We start from the raw sequence: 14,775 nt of genomic DNA, 5'->3' as shown, positions 1-14,775 counted from the left end.
GCTCCAAGAGTTCCTGCTGGCCCTCTTCCAGCGTTTCGAGGTGAACGGCCGCACCAGCTGAGATCGGAGGCCAGCGCACGGGCCCATGAGCACCGATACCTATCCGGCCCCAGCCGTGAAGGCTGAACTCGCACGACCATCGCCGAAAACAGGGCAGTGGCGTCCGGGTTCGGCGTACTCCGGCTCCGGGATTTCGGGAACTCGCGCGCTTCCGACCGAGCCGCGCAGAAGGTCCGCCGCCAGGAGCAGGGCCACCAGTACGTCGAGGCCCGGCTGATCGCGCTGGGCGCTCCCGTGCCGCGGGTCGGCTGCGATCCCGCGGTGTGGCTACGGGAGGCCCTGACAGGGCGTTGTCACGTTGGTGGGGTGTTGATCGGTTGAGGGCGTGTCAGGGCGTAGAGGGGGCGGGCGGGGCCTGGATTACGCTGCGGTGGGCGGGGCGGTGGCGCCAGTGATCTGGTCCCAGATGGCGAAGCGGATGGTCATCTCGACGCGGTAGTGGGCGGCGGTCATCAGATGGCGGCGGGGCCGGAAATGGGGTGAGATGCCGCTGGACGCGGACAGGAACCGCTGGGTTTTGCCGACGCTGCGGAAGCCCTTCATGGCACGCTCGCGCTGCCGGGTGGGCTGGTGGGAGTTCTCGGCCCGATTGTTCAGGCCCTTGTGCGAGCGGTGTTCCACGGAGGGCATCACCTCGCGGTGGGCCGCACTGTAGGAGCGCAGCTTGTCGGTGACCACCACCCGCGGCACCGAGCAGGCCTTCTTGAGCAACTTGCGGAAGAACCGCCGGGCCGCAGCGGTGTCCCGCTGGTTCTGGACCAGGATGACGAGCACGGTGCCGTCGGCGTCGACGGCCCGCCACAGGTACTTCAACTCACCGTTGACCCTGATGAAGACCTCGTCCAGGTGCCACTTGTCCCCGGGCCGGGGCCGCCTGCGGCGCAGGCCGTTGGCGTAGGACTGCCCGAACTTCGCGCACCAGCGGCGGATCGTCTCATGGGACACCATCACGCCGCGCTCGAGCATCAGCTCCTCGACCTCGCGGAAGCTGAGCGGGAAGCGGAAGTACAGCCACACGCAGTGCGCGATCACCTCGACCGGGTACCGGTGCCCCTTGTACGGCGGCGGTGCGTTGTCCACGGACGCCCCCTCCCAGCACGACCAACCAGAAAATGATTCCACCCGATCAGCCAACGTGACAGCGCCCGACGACGTCTTCACCAGCGGGTCGCAGCTCCAACAGGTCGCACTCCGGCTCCGGGCATCCGGCGCCGCCGACGTCTGCGGACTCGTCCTTGCGCGCGTTCCCTGGAGCGGATGACCCAGCGGCTCTGCAACATCCCGGCCAGCAGGGAAGAGGAGGGAATCACTCCCATCCGGCGCCGAACAGCGCGTATTCGAGCAGTTCGGGCGGGGCGTCAGGCGGCCAAGTGCCCGTTGCCGCCTGGCGGGCAGCCGCGTGCATGAAGGACAGGCAGACCGCGTAGCGGTGGGGCGACCAGTTCCTGCCCCGCCAGACCCAACGAGCGACCGACCCGTCGGGAGCGTGACCTGTCTTCCGGCCGACCGCCTACGCCAGAGACCGCAGACGCCGGGCCAGAACACGGTCCAGGATGAGCGGCCCAAGGCCGACCGACGGCGGCACCGTCTTGTCGGCGAAGTACAGGAACTTGGTGTAGAACGACGGACCAAACCAGGCACCGCGGCCGGCAGCCGGCCTGTGGCCGCCAGATCCTCATCCGAGGCATCGTTGGCATATAGCTCGGCGGCCGCCTGAGGCAGCTTTTCCGTGAACGCCGACGCTTCCACCTCTTGGTGGAACGTCATGACCGTACGCAGGTTGTGCGCGGCCGCGTGCCCCGGGGGCGCCGTCTGCAGCAAGGCCAGGCGCCGGCTCCGCCGCGCCTCCTTCCGGCTCCCTGCGAGCGGGGGAGGGGGCGCGGATTTCCAGCACGTCGGTCCCGGAGACGGGGGATCCCGCGCCGGATCGCCTCCGGCAGGCCCGGCTCGGCCGGGCACGGCCCGCAGGTCTGCGACTCCGCGGCCGTCAGCTTGGTCAGGCGGCTTACTGGAATTCGCCGGGGGAGGGGTTGTCGTCGGGTTGTTGGCGGGTGGTTTTCTCGCGGGCGCGAAGGGCCGCCCAGGCGAGGGCGCAGGCGCAGGTGAGGTACCAGGGCAGCGGCCAGATCCTGTTCCACCAGTGGGTTCGCGGGTTGAGGAGGAGGTCGGTGCCGGCGGTGGTCATGGCGGCGGCCAGGTTCCAGCACAGGAGGCATCCGACGCGGTGAACGGCGCGGGAAAGTCGCCGCGTGCGGTGCTGGTGCTGGAGGGGGGAGGGGCGGGAGGGCAGGGCTCTGCCCGGTTCGCTCATGGCGGGGGAGTCCTTCACGGAGGTCGGTGCGGGGTGCCGGTGCGGCTGGACGGACCGAATGCCGCAAGTGTGTACGAGGTGAAAGGGGTTCCGTAGAACGCTCGTGCGGCGGGCGCGGACTCCGAGACAACTTGCGGCCAGGCGTTCGCCGTCGAAACCGCAACTGGACACGGCAAGCGCTGTCCGCCCGGGTGCCTGCCATGTCCTGGACTTGACCTGAAATCGGCGCCTGAAGACGGTGACGGCCCCGAATTAGTTCGAAGGCCACCTATTTCGATCGACGCGGAGAAGGAGGTGGATAACAGAACGGATAATTCCGCCAAGAACCGCGGGGGCATAGCCAGGCAATACCTCCCATGCCGCCTGGAAGCGGCGAGGCCGATTCCGGCCCGTATGGATCATGGGTTCGAGGGCACGGTGCGCCGGTTTGTGTGCGTGATGTGACAGATTGTGTGGCAGCAGTGACCACTGGTGTTGCCGCTTCTGACTGTCTGTCTCATCCTGTCTGACTTCCTGTGGGGGGAAGCTGATGCATTCGCGTGCTGTGCGCATGCCGTCTCGGCGTGCCCGGAGATCACACAGAACCGCCCTTGTCACAGCGATCACCACCGCCGCGCTGGTGGTCGCGGCGGCACCTGGCCTGGCGGCGACGCCGAAGCCGGAGCTGTCGGAGCCGGAGAGCCCGTGGACCAAGCCGACCAAGGTCGAGGCCCCGGCCACGCCGGCCGGGGTGACTAGGCCTCCGGCGTCGGAGGCGGAAGAGCAGCCGTCGGCCGAGGTGCGGGCCTGGCGGGCGGCGCAGCAGGCTCGCACCGCCGGCACCACCGAAGCCGCCCGTACGGCCGCCGTCGCCGAGGCGGCGGAGACGACGTACGTGCCCGAGGGCCAGGGTGAGGTGCCCTGGCACCGCGTCCTGGACACCCGCCTGAACGACGCCCTGGTGGCGCGGGTGAATCTCTCCAACGGCAACCTGATGCTCGCCGCGACAGACTTCGACATCGCCGGCGTCGGGCAGAAACTGCAGCTCACCCGCACCTACAACTCCCTTGAGGCTCCGTGGGGGAAGGTGTCGCAGCGCTGGTGGCAGACGTATGAGCGCTACCTCCAGTTCGGTGACGGGGAAGTGATCATCTACGACGCCACTGGCGACGCCGTGCGGTTCAAGGAGACGTCCACCGGCGGCTACACCACGCCGACGGGCTACTCCAAGGACCTGAGGAAGAACGCGGACGGCACCTACACCCTGACCGACCGCAAGTCGGGCACGAAGGACACCTACGACGAGCACGGCACGCTGACGAAGGTCACGGACAAGAACGACGGCACGATCACCGTCGACCAGCACGACGAGACCGGCGAGCACAAGGGATTCAAGCTGACCGAGACCCGCTCGGGCCGCTGGATCGACCTGGTGAAGACGGACGCCAGCCAGTGGCAGGCCAAGGATCACACGGGCCGCACGGCCGTGTTCGACCTGGACCCGGCGGGCAACCTGGCGAAGGTCACCGACACCGACGGCAAGGCCACCGTCTACGCGTACGACTCCTCACGCCGCCTGACGAAGGTGACCACGCCCGAGGGCACCGTCACGCTGTTCACCTACGACGCCCACAACCGCGTCAGGTCCATGCAGCGCGCCACCGAGGTGACGGGCAGCGGCCACACCGGTCCGACCTGGCGCTACGACTACACGGCGGCCACCCCCTCCGACGCGGGCACCACGACGGTGACCGACCCCGACGGCGACGCGACGCAGTACGTGCACAACGCGGACGGCGAGGTCACCAAGGTCACTGACCCGCTGGGTCACTCCCGCCACGCCAAGTACACCAACCACCTGCTGCAGAGTGCGATCGACGCGATGGGCACGGGCGCGGACGGCACCGGCGGCAACACCACGACCTACGGCTGGGACGGCCGCAACAACGCCCTCTCGCAGAAGCTTCCGCTCGGCGCGACGGCGTCCGTGACGGCGTACCAGACCGTCGCCGGCACCGACCTGCCCAACGACTTCACCACCGCGGACGGCCGCAAGGACACCTTCAAGTACGACACCAACGGCAACACGATGTCGGTGACCACCTCGGGTACGGCCGGTGGCATCCGCGAGTACACCTACAACGAGGACACCCCGACCTGCGGCGGTTTCGAGGGTCAGCGCTGCACCGCCAAGGACGGCAACGGCAAGGTCACCTCCTTCGAGTACGACACCAAGGGCAACCTCAAGACGGTCACGCCGCCGGCGCCGCCGGGCAAGACGGAGTACACCTACGACGCGCTCGGCCGGGTGGAGACCGTCACCGACGGACGCGGCATCAAGACGGTCTACGTCTACGACAACCGTGACCGCGTGACGAAGGTGTCCTCCACCAACGCCATGGTCACCTACTCCTACGACGGCGACGGCAACGTCAGGACCCGCACGGATGCCTCCGGCAGCACGGGCTGGATCTACGACGAGCTCAACCGTGAAAGCGTCCGCACGCTGCAGAACGGCGCCCAGACGGCGCTGGCCTACACCCCGGGCGGCGAGGTCGACTACTACACTGACCCGACCGGCACCACGGACTACACCTGGGACGCGGCTGGCCGCCTGGACTACCTGACGGCGCCGGACGGCAGGAAGACCGACTTCGACTACGACGACAACGACAAGCGCACCAAGACCGTTTACCCCGGCGGTACCACCCAGTCGGTGACGATCGACGACAACGGCCGCCCCGAGGCCATCAAGACCACCTCGGGTACGACCACGCTGATCGACCTGGCCTACGACTACAAGAACACCGCGGGCAAGGACACCACCAAGATCCGCACCCGCACCGACAACCTCACCAAGTACAAGACCACCTACGATTACGACTCCCAGGACCGCCTCCGTTACGCCCTGGAAGCCGACTCTGCCGGCACGCGCAAGGCGTCGTGGCTGTACTGCTTCGATAAGGCCGGCAACCTCACCAGCCGCGACGGCAGCAAGAATGCCTGCCCCGGCGGCACCACTTACACCTACGACGACGCGAGCGAGCTGACCGGCAAGAACGGCTCCACGGCCGGCTGGTCCTACGACAAGCTCGGCAACGAGACCGCCGCAGCCGACAACACCCCCCGCACGAACGAAACGTGGACGGATTACAGCCAGCTCTCCGCCATCACTGCCGGCGGCAAGTCCTACGACCTGGTCCACGCCGGCACGGACAACGCGGAGCGCACCAAGCTCGGCTCGACCTGGTTCCACCACACGGCGCTCGGCCTGGCGTCCACGACCACGAACGGCGTCGACACCGGATTCATTCGCGAACCGGCGGGCACGCTGAATTCCATGACGACTGGGGGGAAGTCCTACTACTACCTCACCGACGCCACCGGCAACATCCTCGGCCTCGCCGACAGCACCGGCAAGCGCACCCACATCTACGCCTACGGCCCCACCGGCCTCCCGCGCACATCACCGACCGAGGCTGTGGCCCAGCCGTACCGCTACGCGGGTGCCTATGCCGACCCGACCGGCCTGTACAAGATGGGCCACCGCTACTACGACCCCACCTCGGGCCGCTTCACCCAACCCGACCCGTCGGGGCAGGAAACCAACCCCTACCTCTATGCCGGTGGCGACCCCATCAACCGGACGGACCCCACGGGACTGGGGTTCCTGGACAGCGTGTCGGGTGCTCTTGATAGCGCGAACGACTGGGTGGGAGCAGCCGTAGGGTGCATCGGCGCCGTCGGAATTGCAGCTGACACCGGAGTCATCGCCTACGCCAGCGCCGTCGGCGGTGCGGCCGGAGCAGGAGTCGGGGCGGCTGTAGGCGCTACTGCCGCTGTTGTAGGCAGCTGCGCGGTTGGAGCAGTCGCCGGGTACAACAACACGGACATCCTCCACTACGGGTAACACAGTGTCGTTGAGCTAGAGGTGTTGTTGGGTCAGGGGATAGGTCCCTGGCCCAACAATTCTTGTTCAGCTCACGCGAGGCGGCGCTGCGATGAATGCAACCGAAAGGGAAATAGGTGAATGAGGCAGTAAAGAAGACGCTGATCTTCTCTGTGGTTTTGATTGCAGGAGGACTGTGCGGGTGTGTCGCTGGAGCTGTCAAAGGGGACTCGCCATCGATCGTGTTCGGAGCAGTCGGCGCAGCATGCGGAGTCATTCTGGCGACCCTTTCCGTACTGGCTCGCCGGAAAACCCGCCCTTAGACCGTGTCCTACATGGTCAGGTTGAGGAGCCGTTTGTAGCAGCAGAGCGCGGCTGCCAGTCCGAGAAAGGCCAGGTAGTTGCGGGGGCGTCGTTCGTAGCGGTGGTTGAGTCGGCGGTAGCCGGTCAGCCAGGACATGGTGCGTTCGATGACCCATCTGCGTCGGCCGAGTCGCTCGCTGGAGTCGATGCCTTTGCGGGCGATGCGGACGCCGATGTGCTTGCCCCATAGCCATCGCCGCAGGTGAGGGATGTCGTATGCCTTGTCCGCGTGGAGACGCCCAGGCTTGGAATCGGTCGCGTGGGATTCGTGTCCCATGTGGAAGTGGGACAGCATCGGCTTCAGGGCGAGGCTGTCGTGGGTGTTGGCCGCGGAGAGTCCGACGCGTAGGGGCAGTCCGTTCGCGTCGGACAAGACGTGCATCTTGGAACCCGGCTTACCCCGGTCCACGGGGCTCGGACCTGTGTGTTCGCCCCTTTTTTAGCGCGGACGTGAGCGGAGTCGAGGACAGCGCGCGACAGGTCGACGAGGTTCTGGCCGTCCAGGAGCTCGAGCACCTTCTGGTGCAGTCGTCCCCACACACCGGCCCGGGACCAGATGAGAAACCGGCGGTGCACGGTCGACTCCGATGCCCCAAAGCACGGCGGCAACGCCCGCCAGGCACAGCCACTGACCAGCACATAGATGATCGCGGCGAACACCGCCTCGTCATCGATGTTCGCGACCCCGCCGCCCTGCGGACGCACCCGCGCCGGCGGCAGCAGTGGCCTGGCGATCTCCCACAGGCCATCCGGCACGATCCATCCCCACCGCCCACTCCCCATGACCAGTCCAACGACCAACTGACCATGTAGGACACGGTCTAACTTCAGGGCTGGCTGCGCGGCGGCGCCAGCGACGTCGGCCCCCAGACCCGCGCCGTACTGGGCGCCGCCCGCGGCACCCCGGAACGCCGGGCGCGGCGGTGCTCGACGCGGCCCACCTCTTCGCTGTCGGCAACGACCGCAGTGCAGGGAACCGCTCGTTGATGCGCATCGGCGTTGTCGCCCTGGGGCATTTTGGAGATGCCGCCGAGATGGCCCAGGCCGCCACCGCCGTCAGCGCGCTCATCCATCCGGACCTCGACTGCGCCGACGCCTGCGTGCTGTGGTGCTCCGGCATCCGCACCGCGGTGCTGCACGGGACCTTCGAGGGCGTGCGTGCCGGCCTGGACCTGCTCCCTGCCGACCGCTGGGAGGTGTGGGCGCGGTTGTTGGACGAGGCGGAGGCCGAGCCACCGCACCACGTCGCCCACAACGGCTGGGTCGTCCACGCGCTCCAGGCCGCCTGGTCGGCGATCACCCGCACCGCCGTCCCGAAACTGAACCTCGCCGAGAACAGCTTCCCCGCGCGGCACTTCGGCCTCGCCCTGGGGGCGGCGGTATGGGCCGGGACGGACACCGACACCGTCGCGGCGATCGTGGGCGCCCTGCTCGGCGCACGCTGGGGCTGCTCCGGCATCCCGCTGGCCTGGCAGCAGGGCAGTGCCCGGCTGGCCCGGTCTCACCGGAGCCGACCGGTCCGGCTGGCGGTGCGTACCGCTCGTGGCGGGAGCGACGACGCCCAAGGCTGGTCCTTGGCGCCGCGCCTGCTCGTCGGCGGCCACCGGGGTTCGCCGTTCCCCACCCGCACGACCCCGGCGTGGTGCTGGGCAACCTCTTCCGGCTTGTCGTCCTCGGCTGCGGCGAGCGATTCCACCGCGCGTGGCCTTGGGGTCGTGGGGCTGGTGGTGGGTGTACTCGGCCTGACGTCGGCGGTGTTCGCCGTCCGGCGGGGGCGCTCTGGGAGTGGCCGTTTCGAGTGACGTCTGTTGGGGAGGCGAGGGCCCGTCCGGGTGGGTGGCGAACTGGCGGCCGGCCCAGGACGCAGCCCCGGAGGCGGTCCCGCCTCGGCGAAGGCCGCCGGGACGGGTGGGCGGTTGTCCGGGGCGGCGGCGGGCGTCATGTCCGGCGGGTGAGATTCGGCCAATAGGCGTTGGTCGCCGCTGTCGCCCTGGTCCCTCTTTTCACTTCCGTCACACAGGAAATACCTGGGTGCGGCACTCAGTTGTCGTCTCAACCATGCGTTTTGTCATGCCATGATCATTCAGCCACGTTTCCCTGTCGGTCTTGCCTTGGTCCGTGAGGTCCCGCCTAGAGTGATCGCCGCGTGACCGGCTTGACCGGTCTGCCAGGGGACGCGTAGATCAACGGGGAGTTGCTTCGGCATGGCCGACGAAATGGTGCTCAGGGCACAGAGATTTATCAATCTGACCTACAACAACGGCGCGGCGCTGGGGATATCCAAGCTCGCCGAGGACGGCAAGACCGGCTGGCCCGTCATGTACGCCCTGACCCGGGCGTTGCAGTACGAGATGGGTATCACCAGCCTCTCGGATTCCTTCGGGCCGACCACACTGTCCACGCTCCAGTCGAAGTACCCGAAGCTAAACGACTCCACGGTGCCGTCGGCGAACTTCTGCCGCATCCTGCAGTCGGCCCTGTACTGCAAGGGTTACGACGGCGGTGAGATCGACGGCATCTACAATGGGCGCGTCAAGGACGCGGTGGCCAAGCTGAAGGCCAACATGGGTGTCGACACCGTCTACGCGGGCAGCTCCCTGGAACCGAAGGTCGTCAAAGGCCTGCTCAACATGGACGCCTACGTCACCGTCAGTAACGGCTCCGACGAGATCCGTTCGATCCAGCAGTGGCTCAACAGGCGTTACGTGGGCCGCAGGGACTTCTACCTGATCCCGTGCGACGGCCATCACTCCCGCGACGTCGCCAAGTCCATGCTTTTTGCAATCCAGTACGAGCTGGGCATGGCAGACGGCACCGCCAACGGCGTCTTTGGCCCCGGCACCCAGTCCGGCCTGAAGAACCACACGGTCGCGGTCGGCACCACCGGCACCTGGGCCTCCCTGTTCACCGCGGCGATGATCCTGAACAAGCGGAATGTGCCCTTCGGTAACTTCACCGGTGACGTCAAGGCCGGCGTGGAGTCCTTCCAGTCGTTCGCCAAGCTCCCGGTCACGGGCGTCGGCGACTTCCAGACCTGGGCGTCCCTGCTCGTCTCCTACGGCGACCAGACCCGCAAGGGCACCGCCTGCGACGGCGTCACCAAGATCACTCCGGCCCGCGCGCAGGCTCTGAAGGACGCCGGTTACAAGTACATCGGCCGCTATCTGTCCAACCCGTCCAGCACCAGCCTGCCGGAAAAGCAGATCCAGCCCGGCGAGCTCGCGACCATCAAGCAGTACGGTCTGCGCTGCTTCCCGATCTACCAGACCTGGTCCCGCTCGGCCGACTACTTCAGCTACCCCCAGGGCTGCATCGACGCGACGAACGCCATCGAATGGGCCCAGATCCACGGCTTCAAGCCGGGCACGATCATCTACTTCGCGGTCGACTACGACGCCCAGGACGGCGAGATCACCGACTACGTCCTGAAGCACTTCCGGGGCATCTACCGCACCATCGGCGAAAACTCCGCCTACGGCGTCGGCGTCTACGGCCCGCGCAACGTCTGTCAGCGTGTCTCCGACGCCGGATACGCCTCCGCCGGCTTCGTCTCCGACATGTCGTCCGGGTTCTCCGGCAACCTCGGCTACCCGCTGCCCACCAACTGGGCGTTCGACCAGATCGCCACCATCAAGGTCGGCTCCGGGGACGGCGCCATCGAGATCGACAACAACATCGCCTCCGGCCGGGATACCGGACAGGGCGACTTCGACCCCGGGGTCCCGGTCAACTCCGACCTCGACGTCGACTTCGACAAGGCGACGTACCGGGCGGCGGCGCTCAAGGATGTCCAGGCGTATCTGACGTCGATCGGCGTCCCGGAGACCGGTGGCGAGGGCTGGACCGTGGACGACGACTGGGTGACGTACGACATCATCTCCACGACAGAGGCGTTCAACAAGGTCATGGACGCCGACTGGCTGTTCACCAACCTGGCCAGGACCCTGAAGCTGCGCAAGGCGCTCATCCAGGCACCGGTGCTGTGGGAGCTGCGCAAACTGAACCCGCTCGACGCGGTTGCCGACGAGGCGGTGAAGGCCGGGGTGAGGGACGACTGCAGCACCGGCTGGGGGCAGATCTTCGCCTGGGTGACCATCGCCGCCCGCAACTACTGCATGGACCAGGGCATCATCCACGGCGCTCCGCTCACCGGCTCGGACACCCGCGCGGTGTGGGACAACCTCCAGGAGCCCGAGTACAACATCCCCTCGGTGGCCTACCTGACCATCTACAACGCGCACCAGCTCGGCATCGCCCGCCCGTCGCTCACCACCGGCCAGGCCGACAGCCAGAAGCTGCTGGCCCGCTACAACGGCACCGGCGACAAGGCCGAGAAGTACGGCCGCGAGCTGATCGGGCTCTACAACGTGCTGGAGAACTACAACAAGCTCAGCCGCGCCTAGTGGGCCGGACTGATCGTGAAGAATGAGCGCATGCGGAAGCTCTGCGTCCCCGTCGTCGTGAACCTGCTGCTCGGGGTCCCGGCCGTCGTTCCTCTGTTCCTGGCGTGGTACCTCCTGGCCAACGGGCCGCTGGCGGCGGTCGGCTGGACCATGCAGGACCCGAACGAGAACGACGGGATGCTGCTCTGGCTGGTCCTCGCCGCACCGGTGTTCTGCCTGTTCGGCCTGGCCTGGGGGCTGGCCAACACCTGGCTGCGGCGCCGGACGCCGGTACGGGGCTCCCGCTACTGGCCGGTGTGTGCCGCCGCTTCTCTCGCGCCGTTCTTCGTGATCTTCGGTCTGTTCTGACAGCTGATTCGGCTCATAGGGAGACAGAAAACGTGGATCGCGACATGACACGGCGTACGGTCGTCAAGGCCTGCGCCGTCATCGGCGGGGCCGCGGCCGTCGGTTCGGTGCTGCCCGCCACCACGGCGGTGGCCGACGAACGGCGCGGGCCCCAGCGTCCGGCGACTTCCGCGAACGGCTGGACGATCCAGCCGAACGCGGACCTCGACTCACAGGTGTGGACCCGCCCGGTGGCCGGCACAGGACTGGGCGTACCCGTGTGGATCGGCGACGTGGAGACGGTGCTCGTGCACGTCGTGCGCCGCTTCCACTACGAGGTGCAGGAGCTCACGGCGGTGGACCTGGCCGGCTGGCGCCCGGCCAAGGGCCTGCGCCGTGGCCTCCCGGACTCCAACCTGGCCTCGGGCACGGCCGTTCGGATCCGGCAGGGCGCCGGTGCGGAGGGCTCGCTGTTCCCGCTCCAGGTTGCCGCCGTACGGGACATCCTCGCGGACTGCCAGGGCGTCGTCCGCTGGGGCGGCGACGACAAGCCGGTCGACGAGTCGCTTTTCTACATCGCGGTCGGCCCGCACGACGAACGCCTGCCCCGGCTGGCCACCACCATCCGCCAGGCGACGTTCCGCTAGGCACGGATCGCAGTGGGGCTCTGCGCCCCGCCGCGACGGCCACTTCGAACATCAGTTCACATCATTGATGCGTATGACGGAAAGGAACCGACCATGAAGCGAATACTGGGCATGCTGGCCGCCACCACGGCCGCCATGGGCGCACTGCTCACCCCGGCGTCCGCCGCCGGGCAGCCCGTCACCCCGAAGGTGACGGTCGCCGCCGACGCCGACAGCGAGACCAGGGCGTGGGCCGCCGCCAACCCGCAGGAGGCCGTGGCCCAGGCAACAGAGTGCGGCGGCAACTACAACACGCTGGTCTACATCGACGGCGACCTCCCCGGTGACGTCAACGGGGACGACGGCAGCATGGCCGCCTACGCGGGCGGCGGGCTGCTCTGCGTGATCTTCAAGAACGAGACACCGGGCAACGCCAACTACATGTTCCTCCAGGCCTGTCCGGGCACCAGCGCCAGCAGCGCCTGCGGCACCGACGACGGCTACTACAGCGAGTTCGCCGGCCCGCTCTACATCAGCCAGGGCACGCGCGGCTGCTGGACCGCCTCGTACAAGATGAAGACCGAGGCGGAGGACCGCTACCTCATCAACGGCAAGCGCAGTTACAGCTGCTGACAGCAGATGAGAACCCGCATGCCGGGTGACGCTCTCACCGGCGCCGGCCTCGGTACCGCCGCCCCGGCCACCTCCCGGCGAGCTCCCAGTCCGACGTGATCGTCCCTGGCCACAAGCCCGCGAGCACCTACTACGCGGACGACGTCGCCACGGGCGCGATCACCAAGGAACTCCTGGGGCCCCCGCTGATCCACGAGTGGGGTGACACGGGACGACGGGCTGTCGGGGACCGGCTCACCGGGTTCCGACAGTCGCTGTGGCCACTCAGGGGCGTACGACACCGTCCGCTGGGGCGAAGAGCTGGACCAGGCCCTGCCACAGGGGCATGACGGTGATGGGGGCCGTCGAGGTCCGGCGGGACGGGGCGGGGTGAAGGCCGGTCGACGGAAACGGGCCGTGTCTGCCGTGGCGGTGGCGGTGTGGGATGGGACTCTCCTGCTTCTGCGGTCGACGGGAAGGCCGTTGACCTTGTGAGATCAATGGTTCCGCCGCCGGGCCCGCCGCCACGAGAGAGTCCTCTCCCTGGCCGGGGGTGCGTTCAGCTCCACCCGAGTCGGTCCCGGACGTCACCGTCGGCTCCGTCCCGGAGCTGCCCGGAGGACACCAGGCGTCGGCCCCGCGGACGCCATGAGCGCATTGGGGGTGGTTTCCGTACCCACCCGTGCCGACGACGGGCCGGATGCGAGGATGAGGCGTCATGGCGGCAGGGCGGTGTTCTCGCACGGTATGGGCCGCAGTGTTCGCGGCCGTCTGTGTGCTGCTCGCCGCCCTCGGCCACGTCCTGATGTCCAGCAGCCAGGTGCCCGGTCGGGCACTGCTCGCCGGGTTCGGCGCGACGGCGGCCGTCGGCTGATGTCTGGCGGGCCGTGAACGCGGACTCCCGCTCGTCGTGTCCGTCGTGGTCGCCGCGCAGACGGCGCTCCACATGCCGTTCTCCCTCGCGCAGCCGACAACGAAGGCGTTTTAGACGCCGTTTCTGATGGCGTGATCGCTCGTTGAGCCGTGTGTGACGGATCTGGTGGAGCGGTTGGTGCCGGACGAGTTGTGGACGCTGTTTCGGCGGGTGGTCCCGCCGACAGAGGTCATACGCCCGCAGGGCGGCGGCAAACGGAGGGCCGGTGACCGCGAGTGCCTGGCGGCGATCATCTTCGTGGCCACCTCGGGCTGCATCTGGCGGCAGCTGCCACCGGTGTTCGGTCCGGCCTGGCCCACCGTCTTCCGGCGTTTCGCCCAGTGGAGCCGGGACCGGGTCTGGGCCCGGCTGCACCGCGTCGTCCTCGACGAACTCGGGGCCCGGGGCGAGCTGGACTGGTCGCGGTGCGCGATCGGCTCCGTCAGCGTCCGGACGGCAAAGGGGGGCCACTGACCGGACCGAATCCGACCGACCGCGGCAAGAGCGGATCGAAAATCCACCTGATCACCGACCGGAACGGTCTGCCGCTGTCGCTGGGCATCTCCGGCGCCAACGTGCACGACAGCCTCGGCCTGGAGCCGCTGGTGCGCGGGATTCCGCCCATCCGCTCCCGCCGCGGACCGCGCCGCCGGCGCCCGGCCAAGCTCCATGCCGGCAAGGGCTACGACTACGACCACCTGCGGACATGGCTTCGCGAGCGTCGTATCCGCCACCGCATCGCCCGCAAGGGCATCGAGTCGTCCACGCGGCTCGGCCGACACCGCTGGGTCGTCGAGAGAACGGTCTCCTGGCTGGCCGGATGCCGAAGGCTGCACCGCCGTTACGAGCGCAAGGCCGGGCACTTCCTGGCCTTCGTCGGCATCGCCGCAGCCCTCATAGCCACCGCCGGCTCGCCGGGCAGCACAGCAGGCTCAGTGCGAACCGGCGGGCAGAGTGAGCCGGGCGAGGTAGACGTCGATGCCGGATACACGACCAGGCAGGGGTGCGCTCAGATCCCACCAGCGCATCGCCTCGATCTCGCGATCGGCCTCGAAATCGCGGCGCCGTAGGGCGTGGCCGGTGAACAGGGCACCGTATTCGGCGCGCTGTGCGGAACCCAACAGGAATCCGGCATAGCCGACGAATTGCAAAGGAGTGCCGGACACCTGACCGCTCTCCTCGGCAAGTTCACGAACAGCCGCCTGGCGAGGGCTCTCCCCGGGCTCGAGCAGGCCGCCAGGTAGTTCCCATTGCCCCCGGAACCGGTCGTAGACCATAACGACCTCGTCGCG

Annotated in this window: 10 protein-coding genes and 2 pseudogenes; 8 read left to right on the top strand and 4 right to left on the bottom strand. The window is 68.1% G+C overall.

Annotated elements, in window-relative coordinates; genetic code table 11:
- Nucleotides 1-420: 420 nt before the first annotated feature.
- Together GL259_RS01865 and GL259_RS37535 are read right to left on the bottom strand one after the other, a co-directional pair.
- A complete protein-coding gene (locus GL259_RS01865; protein WP_159528629.1) occupies nt 421-1,140 on the bottom strand; it encodes an IS6 family transposase in 720 nt (239 codons plus the stop codon).
- Between the two features lie 925 nt (nt 1,141-2,065).
- Nucleotides 2,066-2,371: a hypothetical protein gene (locus tag GL259_RS37535; protein WP_166461420.1), complete on the bottom strand. Its 306-nt coding sequence runs from the start codon at nt 2,369-2,371 to the stop codon at nt 2,066-2,068.
- 616 nt (nt 2,372-2,987) lie between these two features.
- Between GL259_RS37535 and GL259_RS01855 the strand changes: the two genes are divergently transcribed.
- Nucleotides 2,988-6,260 (top strand): RHS repeat-associated core domain-containing protein, encoded by a 3,273-nt coding sequence (locus GL259_RS01855; RefSeq protein ID WP_243762526.1) that lies wholly within the window; start codon nt 2,988-2,990, stop codon nt 6,258-6,260.
- A 310-nt stretch (nt 6,261-6,570) separates the two neighbouring features.
- Here the strand turns inward: GL259_RS01855 and GL259_RS01850 are convergent.
- A protein-coding gene (locus tag GL259_RS01850) for an IS5 family transposase (RefSeq protein WP_243762525.1) occupies nt 6,571-7,385 on the bottom strand; the annotation gives its coding sequence in 2 pieces (ribosomal slippage) (nt 6,571-7,037 and nt 7,037-7,385; 816 coding nt in all).
- Between the two features lie 140 nt (nt 7,386-7,525).
- On the opposite strand from GL259_RS01850, the gene GL259_RS01845 reads away from it, so the two are divergent.
- From GL259_RS01845 to GL259_RS01815, 7 genes and pseudogenes are all read left to right on the top strand, one after another.
- Nucleotides 7,526-8,404 carry an ADP-ribosylglycohydrolase family protein gene (locus GL259_RS01845; RefSeq protein WP_243762192.1) on the top strand — a complete coding sequence of 293 codons (879 nt, stop codon included), beginning with the start codon at nt 7,526-7,528 and terminating at the stop codon, nt 8,402-8,404.
- Between the two features lie 402 nt (nt 8,405-8,806).
- On the top strand, nt 8,807-11,005 hold the full coding sequence (locus tag GL259_RS01840; RefSeq protein WP_159528625.1) for a glycoside hydrolase domain-containing protein: 2,199 nt from the start codon (nt 8,807-8,809) through the stop codon (nt 11,003-11,005).
- Nucleotides 11,006-11,035: 30 nt separating this feature from the next.
- Nucleotides 11,036-11,353, top strand: a complete 318-nt coding sequence (locus GL259_RS01835; protein WP_159528623.1) for a hypothetical protein — start codon at nt 11,036-11,038, stop codon at nt 11,351-11,353.
- Nucleotides 11,354-11,397: 44 nt separating this feature from the next.
- Nucleotides 11,398-11,979 carry a twin-arginine translocation signal domain-containing protein gene (locus GL259_RS01830; protein ID WP_243762191.1) on the top strand — a complete coding sequence of 194 codons (582 nt, stop codon included), beginning with the start codon at nt 11,398-11,400 and terminating at the stop codon, nt 11,977-11,979.
- A gap of 93 nt (nt 11,980-12,072) precedes the next feature.
- A complete protein-coding gene (locus GL259_RS01825) occupies nt 12,073-12,591 on the top strand; it encodes a hypothetical protein (RefSeq protein WP_159528619.1) in 519 nt (172 codons plus the stop codon).
- Between the two features lie 697 nt (nt 12,592-13,288).
- Nucleotides 13,289-13,546 (top strand): annotated as a pseudogene (locus GL259_RS01820) (hypothetical protein); the annotation flags it as partial.
- Between the two features lie 60 nt (nt 13,547-13,606).
- Nucleotides 13,607-14,382, top strand: a pseudogene (locus GL259_RS01815) (IS5 family transposase); the annotation flags it as partial.
- 33 nt (nt 14,383-14,415) lie between these two features.
- Here the strand turns inward: GL259_RS01815 and GL259_RS01810 are convergent.
- Nucleotides 14,416-14,760 carry an NUDIX domain-containing protein gene (locus tag GL259_RS01810; protein ID WP_243762524.1) on the bottom strand — a complete coding sequence of 115 codons (345 nt, stop codon included), beginning with the start codon at nt 14,758-14,760 and terminating at the stop codon, nt 14,416-14,418.
- Nucleotides 14,761-14,775 lie beyond the last annotated feature (15 nt).

The sequence above is a fragment of the Streptomyces sp. Tu 3180 genome (assembly GCF_009852415.1).
Taxonomy (GTDB): domain Bacteria; phylum Actinomycetota; class Actinomycetes; order Streptomycetales; family Streptomycetaceae; genus Streptomyces.
The sequence above is the reverse complement of the archived record's forward strand: the minus strand, read 5'-3'. Positions and strand labels throughout refer to the sequence as shown.

Excerpts from the sequence above, each read along its gene's own strand:
- GL259_RS37535 (WP_166461420.1), bottom strand. The coding sequence starts at position 2,371 with ATGAGCGAACCGGGCAGAGCCCTGCCCTCCCGCCCCTCCCCCCTCCAG.
- GL259_RS01840 (WP_159528625.1), top strand. The coding sequence starts at position 8,807 with ATGGCCGACGAAATGGTGCTCAGGGCACAGAGATTTATCAATCTGACC.
- GL259_RS01835 (WP_159528623.1), top strand. The coding sequence starts at position 11,036 with ATGCGGAAGCTCTGCGTCCCCGTCGTCGTGAACCTGCTGCTCGGGGTC.
- GL259_RS01830 (WP_243762191.1), top strand. The coding sequence starts at position 11,398 with ATGACACGGCGTACGGTCGTCAAGGCCTGCGCCGTCATCGGCGGGGCC.
- GL259_RS01825 (WP_159528619.1), top strand. The coding sequence starts at position 12,073 with ATGAAGCGAATACTGGGCATGCTGGCCGCCACCACGGCCGCCATGGGC.
- GL259_RS01810 (WP_243762524.1), bottom strand. The coding sequence starts at position 14,760 with ATGGTCTACGACCGGTTCCGGGGGCAATGGGAACTACCTGGCGGCCTG.